Genomic DNA, 14,928 nt, shown 5'->3' with positions numbered 1-14,928 from the left:
TACGCTTCCTCCTTTATTTCACCTGAGCGCCGTTCGGCAGCTGTTCGGCAACCGTCGTGAGCGCGAGCGAGCCGTCATGGGACGCAGCGAGAATCATCCCCTGGGAAAGCTCTCCGCGGAGTTTCACCGGTTTCAGGTTGGATACGCAGACGACTTTTCTGCCGACAAGGGCGTCCGGCTCGTAGTATTTCGCAATGCCCGAGACGACCTGACGCTTTTCGTAGCCGAGATCCAGCTGAATTTTCAGCAGCTTATCCGCTTTTTTCACCTTCTCTGCAGAAAGCACTTCTGCAACGCGGAGATCTACTTTGGAAAAATCATCGATCGTAATTTCGTCGACTTCCGGCGCCTCCACTTCCGAAACTGCCTCGGTTTCTTCCGTCTCTGCCGGTTTCGCACCGCCCATCATCTCCACAATTGCTTCGACTTCCTCCTGCGTGTCCAGGCGTGGGAAAATCGGTTCGCCTTTGGAAATGATTTCGGTTCCTTCCTGCAGCTTTCCTGCCTGCTTCAGGGACTCCCACGTCTGCAGGTTTTCCGGAAAGGCAAGCTGGCGCGCGATTTTATCCGGCGTTTCCGTCATGAATGGCCGGAGCATAACGGAAATCTGACGGATCGATTCAACGAGATGATGAAGCACCGAACCGAGCTGTTCTTTCGCTTCCGGATCTTTGGCCAGAATCCACGGCTGTGTTTCATCAATATATTTGTTCGTCCGGCTGATCAGCTGACCGACCGCCGTAAGCGCGACGGAAAACTGCATCTCTTCCATGGCATCTTCGGTTTTATCCACGGTCGCATCGATCAGATCAAGAAGCGGCGCATCAAACGTTGTCGCATCTTTCACGTAGGCAGGCAGATGACCGCCGAAGTATTTATTAATCATGGCAATCGTCCGGTTGACGAGGTTGCCGAGGTCGTTGGCAAGATCGTAGTTTATCCGGTCGACGAACGCCTCCGGTGTAAACACTCCGTCGGAACCAAACGGCACCTCCCGCAGCAGGTAGTAGCGCACAGCATCGAGACCATAGCGGTCAATGAGCGGTACGGGGTCGACGACATTGCCCTTGGACTTCGACATTTTGCCGTCTTTCATCAGAAGCCATCCGTGGCCGAATACTTTTTTCGGCAGCGGCAGATCCAGAGCCATCAGCATAATCGGCCAGTAAATCGTATGAAAACGGACGATTTCTTTTCCGACAAGGTGCACATCCGCGGGCCAGAAGCGGTTGTAGAGCTCTTCATCCTCTGTACCGTACCCGAGCGCCGTAATGTAGTTGGACAGCGCATCAATCCATACATAAACGACATGCTCCGGATTTTTATTGACCCGCACACCCCAGTCAAACGACGTTCTGGACACAGCCAGATCTTCGAGACCAGGCTTGATGAAATTATTGATCATTTCATTCTTACGGGACTCCGGCTGAATGAATTCCGGATTTTCTTCATAATACTTCAGCAGGCGGTCTGCATAGCGGCTCATCCGGAAGAAATAGGATTCTTCACGGACTTTCTCTACAGGATGTCCGCTGTCCGGACTTTTTCCGCCGGTCACATTACCGTCCGCATCGTATTCTTTGTCTTCCAGCTGCAGCTCTGTGTAGAATGTTTCATCCGAAATGGAATACCAGCCTTCGTATTCATCCAGGTAAATATCGCCCTGCTCCAGAAGCTGGTCAAAAACCTTCTGAACGACTTTCTTGTGACGGTCCTCGGTCGTCCGGATAAAATCATCGTAGGAAATGTCGAGTTTTTTCCAGAGCTGTTGAATATCTTTTACAATATCATCGACAAACGCCTGCGGAGAAACGCCGTTTTCCTTCGCTTTCGTTTCAATCTTTTGTCCGTGCTCGTCGGTTCCGGTCAGGTAGCGCACGTCATAGCCTCGCAGCCGTTTGTAGCGGGCCATGGCATCCCCCGCTACAGTCGTGTAGGCGTGGCCGATATGGAGCTTCGCGCTCGGGTAATAAATGGGCGTTGTGATATAAAACGTATTTTTTTCTTCTGCCATCCTTGATCCTCCTCTATTCATTTGACAAAGCGTACAAAAAAAGACTCCTCTCCCAGCCTGCCGGGACGGGGATTCACTCCACGCGGTACCACCCGGCTTTGCTGAAAAAACAGCCATCTTTCTGCTGCGTAACGGGCAGCGGCCGTGAAAGCTTTGCATACAGCTCAGCTTTCTGCTTCTCCAGGACCATGTTCAGGCTCGGTTTCCCGCCGGTTCTCAGCTTATCCGGCTCTCTGTGCAGCTCCGCGTGCCCTACTCATCCCTTCTATGAAGACCTGTCGTTATAATGAGCATCCATTAGAAAATATACCTTCCTCTGCGCCTTCTGTCAACGCAGAAGAAGCGTGCATGACGATGCGATCCTGAATGATCCATTATTAGATTTTTATTCCTTATTTACATGCCCTTCGATTCATTCTCTCTCTTTCGACATCCGAAACAATTGTACAAAATCTATACATTCATTAATAATTTATGAAATATCTTGTATTTCTGTTACTTCCATCCCGTATTTGGGTATAATAAAAGTATAACCGCGAGTTTGTCGTTTTTTGTCGATAAGAAATTCAGGGAGGTGGAAATCTCTGCTCTGGATCCGCTGTTAAAACATCTTTTCTTCCGCGCTGCTGAGCCGTTTGTCGATATATCTTCCAAAAATTTGTGTTTTTTAATTGACTTCATTTGGAAGTATTGGTATTATACTATTAACAGAAATTTGTCGAATCTTGGCGCTTCGAAACTTCTGCCAAAAATACACTTTGACTCACAGAGAGGAGATTATTCTTATGAAATCTACAGGTATTGTAAGAAAAGTTGATGAACTGGGCCGTGTGGTTATTCCAATCGAGCTCCGCCGTACACTCGACATTGCAGAGAAGGATGCCCTTGAAATTTATGTGGACGATGACCGGATCGTACTGAAAAAGTACAAGCCGAACATGACGTGCCAGGTAACTGGAGAAGTATCCGACGACAACCTTTCCCTTGCGAATGGTAAAATCATTCTCAGCCCGATGGGTGCAAAAGAAATCGTTAAAGAACTGGAAGCGTATATTTCCAAGCAGGAAAGCTGATCCGCATGAAAAAAGAGGACGATCTCCATGTCGATTTATCGACCGGGGATCGTCCTCTTTTTTTATCCGCATTTTCAATCGTCCGTATCCACATGGTACGCCTGATACACGTCCCGCTTCGGTACGCCGCGTTCTTTCGCAGCAAGCTTTACCGCATCCTTTGGCTTCATGCCTTCTTTTTCCACATAATGTGCCGCATGCGCCGCCGGAGTAAGCTCCTCCCACCAAGCAGAAGGCTCAAGAGAGGCAGCCGTTTCGTCATCGGCGCCTTCAATTAAGACAACGCATTCGCCGCGGATCTCCGTGTCGCCGCTCCACGCGGCAAGCTCCTCGATCGTACCGCTGATGATCGTTTCATATTGTTTTGTCATTTCCCGGGCAATAACCGCCCGGCGTGTGCCATATACTTCCAGCGCTGCCTGGAGAAAAGCAGCCACCCGGTGGGGCGATTCATAAAAAAGAAGCGTCGCCTGCACCGGTTTCCACTGCTCCAGCTCCTCGATGCGCTTTTTCTTCTGCCTCGACACGAACCCCGCAAAAAGAAAAGCTTCTGTCGGGAGGCCCGATGCCGTCAGGGCCGTCAGCGCTGCGTTGGCTCCCGGCAGTGCAGTCACCGTCAGCTGCTCCGCTTTCGCCTCCTGTGTTAAGCGTGCTCCCGGATCGGAAATCGCCGGCGTGCCGGCATCGGAAACGAGGGCGACGTGCTCCCCGCTGCGGATCCGTTCAAGAAGTTCCGGTCCGCGCGTATGCATATTGTGCTCATGGTAGCTGATCAGCGGCGTCTGGATCTCAAACGCATGGCACAGCTTTTTCGTATGACGCGTATCTTCCGCGGCAATCACGTCCGCCGCCTGCAGCACCGACACCGCCCGGTACGTCATATCCTCCAGATTGCCGATCGGTGTCGGCACCAGCGTCAGCATGCCTCGTTCTTCTCCGCGGTAGCTCTGCTGCTCATGCATACGGATCCTCCCCTTCAAAATAACGTTCTTTAAACGATGGCTCGTACGCCCCGTCCTCCCCATAGACAAGCAGTGGACATTCCACCGTCATGCCGCTGCCGCCGTCCTTGACCGCTTCCAACAGCACCATGTTCGCTTCTTTTGCCGCCGATGGATGAACGAACTGAAGACGCTTCGGCTGCAGGCCGTTTGCCTCACAGGCCTGCATCAGCTCCGTAAGCCGCTCCGGCCGGTGTATAAATGCTGCCCTGCCGCGGGAGCGGACCATCCGGGCTGCCGTTTTTACGACATCCTCCAGCGTGCACGCTACTTCATGCCGGGCCAGCGTCCTGGCTTCAGTTTCATTCACACCCTTTTCCGCTGTTACCGGAAAATACGGCGGATTGCATGTCACGACATCGTATACGCCCCAGTCCTGGGGATGCATCGTACGGAGATCCGCCTCATGCACGTGAATCTGCTCCTCCAGCCCATTTTCTGAAACCGACGCCTCCATCAGACGGCAGAGAGGCTCCTGCAGTTCGACGGCATCGATCAGCGCCGTGGTCCGCACACTGAGGGCAAGAGGGACGGCTCCGGTTCCGGCACATAAATCAAGCAGACGCTTTCCGCCCCGCAGCGTCACAAACCGCCCGAGCAGAATCGAGTCCATGGAATACGTAAAGAAGTCGGGGCGCTGATATATTGTCCGTTTTTTTCCCGGCAGAAAATCAAGCCGCATACCGGATGTTCCTCCTTTTATTTCCCGGGAAATGATTCATTCCGGGCCGGCACAACGAAGCGATGATGACCAGGTCCGTCATCACCGCCTTATGCTGCTTATTCAGATCGATTCAGAAACGAGAGACAGAAAAGGCAGTCGCCTTCTTTCCGGATGCTGCCGTAGTGCAGGTTGCAGATATGGAAGCCTTCCTGGTACAGGCGGGCCAGGTTATCATATCCTTCACCGAAACCTGCTTTCACACGGCTTTCTCCCGGTTCTTCTTCCGTTTCTTCCTCCCATGCGGAGTTCATCCGCTCGCGCAGATTGTCGTTTTCCATCTGCAGATGGGTGTTTTCCTCCAGCAGCTGGGCCAGCTGGTCCTTCAGTTCCCCGAGCTCATGATGCAGCCCGCCGATCCTTTCTTCCATCTGGCTGACGCGGGAAAACAATTCATTTTTGTTCACGATGCCTCCACCTCATTATTTCGTGGTTTTTGCGGCGATCGCTCCTTCTTCCAGGAGTTCGTCCAGTGTAAATTCAACGACCTGCTTGGACTCAAAGATCTCCACCTGAACGAGGCGCTCCAGCATATTCAGTCCGACGACTTTTCCACGTCCATAGCTGGTGTTCAGTTTCTTATAAAGATCCGGCAGTTCCTTTTTGGCCTGCTCATACTCGTCGTTTTCGTACTTCAGGCAGCACATCAGCCGGCCGCACAGTCCGGAAATTTTCGTCGGATTCAGCGACAGGTTCTGATCTTTTGCCATTTTAATAGAGACCGGCTCAAAGTCTCCTAAAAAGGTGGAGCAGCAGAGCATCCGCCCGCACGGTCCGATACCGCCAAGCATCTTCGCTTCGTCGCGGACGCCGATCTGGCGCAGTTCAATCCGTGTACGGAAAACCGATGCCAGGTCTTTGACGAGTGTACGGAAATCGATCCGTCCATCTGCGGTAAAGTAAAATAATACTTTGCTCCGGTCAAACGTATATTCCACGTCCACCAGCTTCATCTCCAGCTTATGCTCGTTAATCTTCTTCAGGCAGACATCGAACGCTTTTTCCGCTTCTTGTTTATTTTCTTCCACGGTACGCTTGTCTTTATCTGTTGCCAGTCGCAGTACTTTCTTCAACGGCAGCACGACATCCTGCTCATCGACTTCCTTCGTCCCGATCACGGCTTTTCCAAACTCCGTGCCGCGTGCGGTTTCGACGATGACATAATCATCTTTCTCTATGTGTAAGTCCCCCGGTGAAAAATAATAAATTTTTCCCGTCTTTTTGAATCGGACACCTATCACTTGATGCACTATGATCCCTCCTGTAAGCGGAGCAGCAGCTGTTCTACCAGCAGCTGCGGGGGCACGTTGGCTCCAGCCCGCCGTTTTGCGTCCATCACTGCCTGGAGGTTCTTTCCGAGCTTCTGCTGAGAGAGCTGAAACGCCTGTTTCGTCAGGGTATCTTCCTGATCTATATAAACGACTGCATCCGACTGCCCGACCTGCATACGAAGCACATCCCGGTACCAGATCATCATCAGATCGAGCGCTGTCTGTATCTGCTGACGGTCGGTAAAAAACGGCATGATCGTCTCATGGACGGTAATGTATGCATCCTGCGGGCGTGAAATGAGATCGTTCATTAATTGTACCACTTTCTCCCGTCCCTGTGAAATCCATTCCTCGTCAAACATGCGCTCGGCTTCTTCTAAATCGGAGGTCAGAGAAGCAGCCGTTCTTGCTTCTTTTTCCCGGAAACCCCGCTCCACAAGTGCTTTGGTTACGCGGTCCGGTGGAAGAGGGGAAAAACTCATCACCTGCGCACGGGAAAGAATCGTCGGAAGAATCTGTCCGGCACTCGCCGTAATCAGGACGGCCAGCGCCTCCCCTTCCGGTTCCTCAAGAAATTTCAGCAGGCTGTTGGCCGCTGCCGCAGACATCGTTTCCGTTTCTTCAATGATGTATACTTTTTTCGCCGACTCCATTCCGCGCATGCTGAACTCTTTTTTCAGCGCACGGATCTGATCGACCTTGATCGTCTGGCCGTCGGGCTGAATCCGATGCACGTCCGGATGATTCCCGGATTCGGCACGCCGGCATTCCCGGCAGACAAGACACGGCTCGGCATCCACGGTTTTTTCGCATAAAAAGGCACGGGCCAGCAGAAGAGCCGCTGCCCGTCTGCCGGTCCCGCGTCCGCCTTCAAACAAATAGGCATGTGCAAGACGTCCACGGCGGACACTGTTCTGCAGCACCCGCGCGATTGTCGGCTGTGTTTCAGATAATTCCGACCATGTCTGCATGATAGTTATCTCTCCTGCCTTCTAAAACTTTTCAAACTGATCGACCGGCATGATAAACACGGTGGCTCCTCCGACCTGCACTTCCACCGGGTAGGGGACGTAGGAATCGGCATTGCCGCCCATCGGGGAAATCGGCGCGACGAGCTGTTCCCGGGATTTGCAGTTTTCCTTGATGACTTCGAGTACCGGTGTCACTTCCTCATCTTTTACACCGATGAGAAACGTCGTGTTTCCAGACTTCAAAAATCCGCCTGTACTTGCAAGCTTCGTTGCCTGAAAGTCATGCTCCACCAACGCATCTGAAAGTCTTCCGCTGTCTTTATCCTGAATGACCGCTACGATCAGTTTCATCGTTCATCTCCTCCACTTATGGGGTTATATGTATTATAACAAGAAACGCGTGACAAGTCGCCCGTTTTTCCAGATCCAGGCCGGCTGCTGAGGTTACTTTTTCAGCGACGGATGGGAAAGAATCGTTTCCACTGCCTGCTCAACAACTGCCTCCAGCGGACGTGCTGCATCGATCAGCTGGATCCGCTCCGGGGCTTCCTGCTGCAGCGTCAAGTACTGTTTTCGGACATCCTCATGAAAGGAAAGTGCCTCCTGATCCAGACGGTTGAATTCCCGGTTGTCTCCGTCCATTATCCGCTTCAGGCCGGTTTCCGGGTCGATGTCAAAGTAGAGCGTCAAATCCGGGCTCAGACCGCCTGTGGCAAACATATTCAAGTCCCACACTTCCTTCACCCCGATGCCGCGTGCGTACCCCTGGTACACGAGACTGCTGTCGACAAACCGGTCGCAGAAAACGATCGTTCCTTTTTCCAGTGCCGGCAGTACTTTTTCCACCAGGTGCTGGCGCCTTGCCGCTGCGTAAAGAAGCGCTTCGGTCCGCGCATCCATTTCGGTGTGCCCGGGATCTAAAATAATCGTACGGATTTTTTCAGCAATCCGGCTTCCGCCCGGCTCTCTCGTTGTCATTACATCATATCCGAGGTGCCGGAGCCTCTCCGCCGCTTCATGAAGCACGGTCGTTTTGCCGGCCCCTTCGCCGCCTTCGACTGTCATAAACATACACATTCGTCCTTTCAGTGATTCTTTATTCTTTGTAGACCCGGAGTTCCGGACCATTTCCTTTCACACGCACGCCCTGGCCGCCTAGACGGCGGAGCGCTTCCAGATGGGCTTCCATGATCCGCTCTCCCTGCAGCACGAGCGGAATGCCCGGCGGATAGGGGATGAGGGAACGGGCAGCCGTGTGCCCCGCTGCCTCTTCGAACGGCACGGCTTCCACCGGATAAGTGCGCTGCTGGCGGGTCGTCAGCGCGGGAACAGTCCACCCGGTACCGGCGGTTTCCTGAAACGAGGTGCCGGCGGCTCTGTGTGGTATGACGGTTTTTAGTTCCCGCAGCAGTTCCGTCGCTGCTTCAGTATGAAGCGGCAGCGTGACGAGCAGCACCCGGCCGAGCCGGAGCTCCGGATACATGTCCTGGTCGTGCATCGCTTTCTCCCACTGCTGTGCCTCCTCCGCGGAACCGGCCAGAAGCGGCAGCTTTAATGGGTCGCGGCGCCAGATGCCGGCCGATTCCGGCATGACCGGGAGGTGCCGGCTTTCCTGTTCAATCGTATCCGCCAGCGCCTCCCAGTCCGTAAACCGGCCGAGATACGACCTTCCTGCATCCAGCGAACCGAGCAGGATATAGGACGGGCTGCTGGACTGCACCATCTGAAGCGCCTGCTGCACCGCTTCGGTGTCTACGCGGGAAGAGCCTGCATGCATCCACGCCCCCATCGTCATGACCGGAAGCGTTTTGTGCGCCGATTGAATCACGAGATCGGCCCCTGCCTGAACCGCCCCTTCCGGAAAACGTCCGGCTCCGGGAAGCAGGTGGGCTCCGTGCGCTTCGTCGACAAGGAGACAGACGCCGTACTTCCGGCAGAGTGATACGTGCTCCGTCAGAGGCTGCGCGTATCCTTCATACGTCGGCGAGGTTAATAAAACGGCGGCTGTATCCGGGTAGGCGCGCAGTGTTTTCTCAAGCAGTGCCGGGGAAATGCCGAGCGGGAGGCCGGATATGGTTTCGGTGGATGGGTTCATGTACACCGGCTCCGCACCGGCGAGTGTTACGGCGGCGTGGGCGGACTGGTGGGCGCTCCGCTGGAGGAGGAGGCGCTCTCCAGGCCGGACGGCGGCGATGACAGCAGCCAGAATACCGGAGGTGGATCCGCCGGTGAGAAACCAGCTTTTCGCTGCGCCGAACAGAGAGGCCGTCATATCCTGAGCTTCTTTGATCACGCCATCTGCGTCGTGCAGGTCGTCGAGGCCGTCGATTTCTGTCTGGTCGGCGGGGAGGATTGACTGCAGTCGTTCCCATGGCGGGGGAACACGGCCGTTTTTATGACCGGGGACGTGAAAGGAGCGGGCCTGCTGCTTTTGTTCCAGGGCGTTTATAAGCGGGGTGTAGGTGTGATCCATCGGCGCGGCTCCTTTCTGCTTCCTACATTATAACGGAAGAGGACGCCGCTTGCATTTCCGGATTTACTCTGATTTACTGAAGAAAATGGGTGGGGGGATTATGTGAAAAAACGATACGGAATTGTGTTTCTGCTGTTAACGATCTACGCCCTTCTCGCTCCTGGTGCCGGTGCTGGAAATGACCCTTATCTGGCTTCGCTTGCGACAGGCCGGTTTGAGGAAGTGGACCCGCTTGTGACGGCTGTCTTTTCCATGCTCGGGGTATACCCGCTTCTGTTTGCAGCACTGCTTCTGCCAAAAGACCAGTACCGCCTTCCTGCCTGGCCGTTCGTGCTGGCTTCGTTTGTAACCGGGGCTTTTGCCATTCTTCCTTATTTATTTCTGCGCGGAAAAAAAGCGCGGGAAGTCCCGCGCGGTCCCGGCTTTTTGCAGCGTGCCTTTTCCAGCCGGCTGTATCTGCTGCTCATTCTGCTGTTAAGCCTTGCTGCCTACATTGCAGCCGGAAATGGCAGTGGTTCTGCCTATGCCGAGGCGTATACAGCATCCAGTCTCGTCAGTGTCATGAGCGTCGATTTCCTCGTCGTCATCTGGCTTGCCCGGGATATTCTCCGCACCGACTGGCAGCCACCGAGACTCTGGGCCTCATGGATTCCTGGAATCGGTCCGGCGCTCGTCCTTCTCGGCCGGTCCATTGCTCCAGCGGACAAATCGGACTGAGCCTACGTTTTGAACGTCTGAATCTGCTCCTGCAGATCGACGGCAATCCGGCTCAGCTCCTCCGATGTCCGGGCAATTTCATTCATGGAGGCGAGCGACTCCTCCGAGGTTGCCGCTACGGTGCTGGAGCGCTCATTCAGTTCTTCGGCGTACTGCTTAAAGGCCGTCATACTGCTCTGAATACCGTTTCCTGACGACTCAATCTGCTCCACCGCTGTGCGGAGAACGGCCACCTGGCTGTCCACGTCGTTGTTCAATCCGGCAACGCGGCCGAAGTCTTCCTCCATGCCGCGCACGGCACGGCTGCCTTCCTCTGAGCGTGTGGATACCGCCGTGATGGCCTCAACGGAAGCTTCCGTATCCTGCTGCACCGCCGTAATCATCTCCCGGATCCTCGATGCAGAGGCTCCGGACTGCTCCGCAAGCTTTCTTACTTCATCCGCCACGACAGCAAATCCTTTGCCATGCTCTCCTGCACGTGCGGCTTCAATGGAGGCGTTCAGCGCGAGCAGGTTCGTCTGCTCGCTGATATCCGTCATCGTCCGGATAATGTCATCAATATCGCTCGAACGCTCCGCCAGCCGCTCGATTACTGTTTTCGTCTCGCCCATGCGTGCCGTGACCTCATCAATCGTACTCGTCACCTCACGGCTGGACGTACGTCCTTCTTCGGAAATCGACGCTGCTTCTTTGGACAGCTGCTCCAGTTCTGCAAGCGCTTTTTCCGCCTGCTCCAGACGGCGGCTGTTGTTCTCCACATCGTCGTTTGTTTCCACCGTCTTTTCCTGAATCTGTTCGGACATATCGGCAAGCTTCTGAATTTCATACGCGGTATGTTCACTCGAAGCGCTGTTTTCCTGTGCCCCGGCAGTCAGTTCTTCTGAAGAAGCGGCCGTCTGACCGGCGGTTTCACTCATCCGTTCGATCATTTCTTTTAACTTCCGCTGCATGTCTGCAACCGATCCAGCAAGCAGTGCCACTTCGGTGCGGCCGGAAATCTTCCGCGGCGGGCGGCTTAAGTCCCCCGATGCCACAGCCTCCGCTTCCCGGCGCACGCTGTTTAACTCGCGGCTGAACCGGGTCATGATGAGATAGAAAAGAAGGGAGGCGGCGAGTGCCGCAGCGCCTCCGATCAACACCGCCATCCAGCCGATTTCTGCGGCATCTTCATAAAATTCCTCGGTGTAGGCAGCAAGCCCGAAATGCCAGTCCCACGGCTCAAATGTCGTAACGTAAGCCATCTTCTCCCGTGCTTCGGTTTCTCCACTGTTCAGCCACATGTATGTATAAAAGCGGTCCTCCGCTTCCTCCTGCTGCGCTGCGTCGATCAGACCGCGGATCATGTACGTGCCGTCATCACTCTGCAGATCGTACAGATTATCTCCTTCGCGCCCCATCGGATGCGCTGCGGTCGTGCCGTCGCTTAGAAATGCATAGACGTACCCTTCGTCTCCATATGTCCATGGCGATTCTTCGAAACTACGCAGCGGAGAGCCATTTTCTGCTGTGCCGCTCTCTCGCTTCCTCCTGTGCTTCCTCCTCGGTGAGACTGCCTGCCTCCACCTGCGTCTGCAGGGAATCCAGCAGTTCCGCCGCTCCTTCCACTCTCGTCTCCAGATCCTGCCTGCCGGCGTCTGTCAGCGCACTTTTCGCGATAAAATAGCTGCTGCTGCCGATAATGACAGCGGTTGCAGTAATTAATACAGCTGCAAGTAGAAAAAAACGATTTGCCAGTCGATCCACCCATCTCATTGCATTCATCCCCCTGAAAAACTACGTCTTTTTTCTTATATAATATCATTGATTTTTGAAAATTCCTATTACTTATACAAAAATAGGCTTATTATCTATGGAATAAAGTAGGTCTTTCGGCGATTATGGAAAAGAAAGGGATATAAAACAGCCACAGCCGGATCGTTAGAGATGAGATGCATACAGTCCGCCTGTTTCAGCTTCCATTTTCATTAAAAAATATAAAAAGCCGGCACATGGCCGGCTCTCGAATGTTCAATCTTTCTGCTGATTTGTCCAGGCTGTCACGGCATCCCGCAGATAAACAGCTGCACCTTCTGCACAGGCGTCATAATAAGCTTGAAACCGCTCATCGGCTGTGTACATATGCACAAGGCCGGCATGCGCTTCAGGCGAATAATGGTCCCAGCTGAACTCCAGCCATTTCCGGTGCAGCATCGCTGCCTGTCTCCCTGCTTCTGCGTGCGGGTCTCCGCCCGCTGCCTCTCTCGCTAAAATGGCGAACAGCTCTTCTTCTGTTTTCTGCATCTGTTCGTAATCCTGTTGACTCATCTGTCTCCATGCTTCGTTCGCCTGCTCCACCGCCGCTTCCCCATATTTTTCTCTTGCTTCTTCGCCGTAGGCGGCTTCGTTCTCCGCTATCTTTCGATTTTTAAATCCTTCAAACCGTTCCTCTGCAGTCATATGAGACTTCCCCTCCAGTTCGTTCCGCATGGTGTCGAGCACGTTTTCCAAACGCTCTTTTTCAGCCTGCAGGTACTCCATGTGGCTTATTAAAGCCTGCCGCTGCACGGCTTCTGTCTGATCAAGAATGCGCCTGATTTCTGCTATGGACAGATCCAGCTCGCGGAAGAATAAAATACGCTGCAGCCGTGTCACATCGTTTTCGTCGAACTGACGATAGCCATTGCTCCGCCGCTTCGGACTCAGAAGTCCTTTCTGTTCGTAAAACCGCAGTGCGCGCGGACTTGCTCCCGACAGCGCGGCCAGCTGCTGAATCGTCCAGCTCATGTTATACCCCTCCCTTCTTCCTTCAGTGTGTGGTATAACGTTAGGTCAAGGTCAACCATGAAGCAGCAGCTTCTTTTCATGGAGCGTGGTATTTTTTTGAATGGACCTGTATAGAGGAGGGGATCAGCGCCGATTTTTCTGGAATGGCATGGTCAGCTGCCGGAAGGTGTGATCGGTTTTCTCCCAGCCCAGCTCCTCTGCCAGCAGCGTAAAAGAGCTTTTTAAAAACGTCTGCACGTCGTCCCCTCTGTAAAATGCCTCACTCAAGGAAGCATCATACCAGGCATCCTGAGGCTCCAGGGCGCCGGTGGTCAGCTCCTGAAATAAAAACGGATAGGGGAGCACAAAATAGGTGGGCTCGTTCACCTGACCATCGCCTGTCCAGAAACCAAATTCAATAAACTGCTCATCAAAGGCGCCTTTTTCGATAACTTTGTCTTCCGGGAACGGTTCATACCGGTCACTGACGATCAGCCCTGACACATCAAATGTTCCCCAGAAAAGCGCCGGCATGATTTTCCTCGTGCGGAGAGGCGCAAGAAATGCAGCCAGCTCCCGCTCTGCCTGCTGAAACAGGCGGAAGCCGGAAGCAGCGAGCTCCGGATCATACGTGAACACGTCGGTACATAATTCAAATGGAGTGACATAGGTCATTTCCTGCGGCTTTGTGAAGATAGATACGGGACAGCTCAGCTGCTCCAGTGCAGCGGTAAGCTGCCGGTAATAGGACTGAATGGTCGTCCCGTCCTCCAGTGGAATGACCGCGTGCTCCCCTTCGCATGTAACGATGATTTTGTGCTCCAGAACGTTGAGCTCAATCGAAAAGCAGCGATCATTGTGATACAGCCTGCCAGTCGTAAAGCCGCCCGGCGTCAGCGGCAGCATGACGTGGGCCCACTGGGGCTGCTGCTCCGCCATTTCCAGGCGGACTTTCCCCAGAATCTGCGACAGCAGATGCAGCGTCATTTTGGTGTCCTTCCAGTCTTCGTGCTTCATTTGATGCATTCTCTTACCTCCTCATGATTTTTCCGCGTCTGTCCGCTCCCGCTGTCTGCTGAACTGTTTCGAGATCTGTCCGCCGTTTTCCTGCTCCGACCGCGTATAATAGAGGGTAAAGGAGGTGTTCGTATGCAGGCAGAGGTTCATGTCTTTATTGCGGTCAGTCTGGACGGCTACATTGCATCGGAAGAAGATTCGCTCGAGTGGCTGTTTCGACAGGAGCAGGGCGGTGACACGGGATATGAGGCATTTTATGAAACGATTGGAACGGTAGTGATGGGCCGCCGCACGTATGAATGGATCAAACAGGAGATGACAGAAGGGTTTCCCTATGCGGATAAGCCATGCTGGGTTCTTTCCAGAACGATTCAGCATATACCGGATGCGGAAGTGTCCCGGCAGTCTCCCGCCGATCTTGTTAACGAACTGAAACAGTCGGCAGAAAAACCGATCTGGATCGTCGGCGGCGGAGAAGTGATCCGGGAACTGCTGGAAGCCGATCTGATTGACCGGTTTCAAATTGCCATCGCACCTGTGCTCATCGGCCGCGGCGTCCGGCTGTTTCCGGAAGGCGGTTACGAGCATGATCTGGTGTTGGAAGGCACCCGCCAGTTTGATGAATTCGTCGAGCTGACGTACCGCCGAAAGCGGTAGAACGCTGTACTCCGGCATCCGTACTGGCATCAGTCCAGCGGCAGTGGAAACTTCTTTGTATGAAAAACTCAGGCAGAGCCCGCCTGGGTTTAAAAGAAAAGGGAGGTTTATTGTATGGGCGTCCGCTTTCTGTCTGCACCTCTGGCCGTACGCGTTCCGGAGGGAACGGGCTCAACTAATTCCTTCCTCCTTCCGTCTGAAGGAATGGATTTTCGCCTCGTTCGGATCCTCCCGGAGTCGACGGCCTCCGGTTTCGGCAGGTAGAAAAAAA

Annotated in this window: 16 protein-coding genes; 3 read left to right on the top strand and 13 right to left on the bottom strand. The window is 53.8% G+C overall.

From position 1 onward, the window contains the following. Positions 1-13: 13 nt before the first annotated feature. A complete protein-coding gene (gene metG, locus C6I21_RS14880; protein ID WP_105960276.1) occupies positions 14-2,014 on the bottom strand; it encodes a methionine--tRNA ligase in 2,001 nt (666 codons plus the stop codon). Positions 2,015-2,799: 785 nt separating this feature from the next. Between metG and C6I21_RS14875 the strand changes: the two genes are divergently transcribed. Beyond that, positions 2,800-3,087, top strand: a complete 288-nt coding sequence (locus C6I21_RS14875) for a transition state genes transcriptional regulator AbrB (RefSeq protein ID WP_105960275.1) — start codon at positions 2,800-2,802, stop codon at positions 3,085-3,087. Between the two features lie 74 nt (positions 3,088-3,161). On the opposite strand, the gene rsmI is transcribed toward C6I21_RS14875, so the two are convergent. The 8 genes from rsmI to C6I21_RS14835 form a co-directional block, all read right to left on the bottom strand. Next, entirely contained in the window at positions 3,162-4,049 is an 888-nt protein-coding gene (gene rsmI, locus C6I21_RS14870; protein WP_105960274.1) for a 16S rRNA (cytidine(1402)-2'-O)-methyltransferase, read from the bottom strand. After that, positions 4,042-4,770: a tRNA1(Val) (adenine(37)-N6)-methyltransferase gene (locus C6I21_RS14865; protein ID WP_105960273.1), complete on the bottom strand. Its 729-nt coding sequence runs from the start codon at positions 4,768-4,770 to the stop codon at positions 4,042-4,044. Before C6I21_RS14865 ends, rsmI begins: the two co-directional genes overlap by 8 nt. Positions 4,771-4,868: 98 nt before the next feature. Next, complete coding sequence (yabA, locus tag C6I21_RS14860; protein ID WP_105960310.1) at positions 4,869-5,180, bottom strand: DNA replication initiation control protein YabA; 312 nt, start codon at positions 5,178-5,180, stop codon at positions 4,869-4,871. 51 nt (positions 5,181-5,231) lie between these two features. Next, the gene (locus C6I21_RS14855; protein ID WP_105960272.1) at positions 5,232-6,059 is read right to left on the bottom strand and encodes a PSP1 domain-containing protein; all 828 of its coding nucleotides are present in this window, start codon (positions 6,057-6,059) and stop codon (positions 5,232-5,234) included. Continuing rightward, positions 6,059-7,051: a DNA polymerase III subunit delta' gene (gene holB, locus C6I21_RS14850; RefSeq protein ID WP_105960271.1), complete on the bottom strand. Its 993-nt coding sequence runs from the start codon at positions 7,049-7,051 to the stop codon at positions 6,059-6,061. Before holB ends, C6I21_RS14855 begins: the two co-directional genes overlap by 1 nt. A 21-nt stretch (positions 7,052-7,072) precedes the next feature. After that, positions 7,073-7,402, bottom strand: a complete 330-nt coding sequence (locus C6I21_RS14845; protein ID WP_105960270.1) for a cyclic-di-AMP receptor — start codon at positions 7,400-7,402, stop codon at positions 7,073-7,075. 93 nt (positions 7,403-7,495) lie between these two features. Beyond that, positions 7,496-8,128 carry a dTMP kinase gene (gene tmk, locus C6I21_RS14840; protein WP_105960309.1) on the bottom strand — a complete coding sequence of 211 codons (633 nt, stop codon included), beginning with the start codon at positions 8,126-8,128 and terminating at the stop codon, positions 7,496-7,498. Positions 8,129-8,147: 19 nt separating this feature from the next. Then, positions 8,148-9,524 (bottom strand): aminotransferase class I/II-fold pyridoxal phosphate-dependent enzyme, encoded by a 1,377-nt coding sequence (locus C6I21_RS14835; RefSeq protein ID WP_105960269.1) that lies wholly within the window; start codon positions 9,522-9,524, stop codon positions 8,148-8,150. 102 nt (positions 9,525-9,626) lie between these two features. On the opposite strand from C6I21_RS14835, the gene C6I21_RS14830 reads away from it, so the two are divergent. Beyond that, a complete protein-coding gene (locus C6I21_RS14830; RefSeq protein WP_105960268.1) occupies positions 9,627-10,241 on the top strand; it encodes a hypothetical protein in 615 nt (204 codons plus the stop codon). A 2-nt stretch (positions 10,242-10,243) separates the two neighbouring features. On the opposite strand, the gene C6I21_RS16815 is transcribed toward C6I21_RS14830, so the two are convergent. From C6I21_RS16815 to C6I21_RS14810, 4 genes are all read right to left on the bottom strand, one after another. Further along, positions 10,244-11,728: a methyl-accepting chemotaxis protein gene (locus tag C6I21_RS16815; RefSeq protein ID WP_280953460.1), complete on the bottom strand. Its 1,485-nt coding sequence runs from the start codon at positions 11,726-11,728 to the stop codon at positions 10,244-10,246. Further along, the gene (locus C6I21_RS16810; RefSeq protein WP_105960266.1) at positions 11,721-12,002 is read right to left on the bottom strand and encodes a cache domain-containing protein; all 282 of its coding nucleotides are present in this window, start codon (positions 12,000-12,002) and stop codon (positions 11,721-11,723) included. Before C6I21_RS16810 ends, C6I21_RS16815 begins: the two co-directional genes overlap by 8 nt. Positions 12,003-12,248: 246 nt before the next feature. Next, positions 12,249-13,004, bottom strand: a complete 756-nt coding sequence (locus C6I21_RS14815; RefSeq protein WP_105960265.1) for a MerR family transcriptional regulator — start codon at positions 13,002-13,004, stop codon at positions 12,249-12,251. A gap of 123 nt (positions 13,005-13,127) precedes the next feature. Continuing rightward, the gene (locus tag C6I21_RS14810; protein WP_105960264.1) at positions 13,128-14,009 is read right to left on the bottom strand and encodes a DUF5996 family protein; all 882 of its coding nucleotides are present in this window, start codon (positions 14,007-14,009) and stop codon (positions 13,128-13,130) included. A gap of 123 nt (positions 14,010-14,132) precedes the next feature. Here C6I21_RS14810 and C6I21_RS14805 point away from each other — a divergent pair, with 123 nt between their 5' ends. Beyond that, positions 14,133-14,657 (top strand): dihydrofolate reductase family protein, encoded by a 525-nt coding sequence (locus C6I21_RS14805; protein ID WP_105960263.1) that lies wholly within the window; start codon positions 14,133-14,135, stop codon positions 14,655-14,657. Positions 14,658-14,928: the final 271 nt, after the last annotated feature.

The organism is Alkalicoccus urumqiensis (assembly GCF_002993335.1).
In the GTDB taxonomy this organism is placed as follows: Bacteria; Bacillota; Bacilli; order Bacillales; family Salisediminibacteriaceae; genus Alkalicoccus; species Alkalicoccus urumqiensis.
This window is presented reverse-complemented; position numbering and strand designations above follow the sequence as displayed.

Excerpts from the sequence above, each read along its gene's own strand:
- C6I21_RS14875 (WP_105960275.1), top strand. The coding sequence starts at position 2,800 with ATGAAATCTACAGGTATTGTAAGAAAAGTTGATGAACTGGGCCGTGTG.
- holB (WP_105960271.1), bottom strand. The coding sequence starts at position 7,051 with ATGCAGACATGGTCGGAATTATCTGAAACACAGCCGACAATCGCGCGG.
- C6I21_RS14805 (WP_105960263.1), top strand. The coding sequence starts at position 14,133 with ATGCAGGCAGAGGTTCATGTCTTTATTGCGGTCAGTCTGGACGGCTAC.
- C6I21_RS14815 (WP_105960265.1), bottom strand. The coding sequence starts at position 13,004 with ATGAGCTGGACGATTCAGCAGCTGGCCGCGCTGTCGGGAGCAAGTCCG.
- rsmI (WP_105960274.1), bottom strand. The coding sequence starts at position 4,049 with ATGCATGAGCAGCAGAGCTACCGCGGAGAAGAACGAGGCATGCTGACG.
- metG (WP_105960276.1), bottom strand. The coding sequence starts at position 2,014 with ATGGCAGAAGAAAAAAATACGTTTTATATCACAACGCCCATTTATTAC.
- tmk (WP_105960309.1), bottom strand. The coding sequence starts at position 8,128 with ATGTGTATGTTTATGACAGTCGAAGGCGGCGAAGGGGCCGGCAAAACG.
- C6I21_RS16810 (WP_105960266.1), bottom strand. The coding sequence starts at position 12,002 with ATGAATGCAATGAGATGGGTGGATCGACTGGCAAATCGTTTTTTTCTA.
- yabA (WP_105960310.1), bottom strand. The coding sequence starts at position 5,180 with ATGGAAGAAAGGATCGGCGGGCTGCATCATGAGCTCGGGGAACTGAAG.
- C6I21_RS14845 (WP_105960270.1), bottom strand. The coding sequence starts at position 7,402 with ATGAAACTGATCGTAGCGGTCATTCAGGATAAAGACAGCGGAAGACTT.
- C6I21_RS14835 (WP_105960269.1), bottom strand. The coding sequence starts at position 9,524 with ATGGATCACACCTACACCCCGCTTATAAACGCCCTGGAACAAAAGCAG.
- C6I21_RS14865 (WP_105960273.1), bottom strand. The coding sequence starts at position 4,770 with ATGCGGCTTGATTTTCTGCCGGGAAAAAAACGGACAATATATCAGCGC.
- C6I21_RS14810 (WP_105960264.1), bottom strand. The coding sequence starts at position 14,009 with ATGCATCAAATGAAGCACGAAGACTGGAAGGACACCAAAATGACGCTG.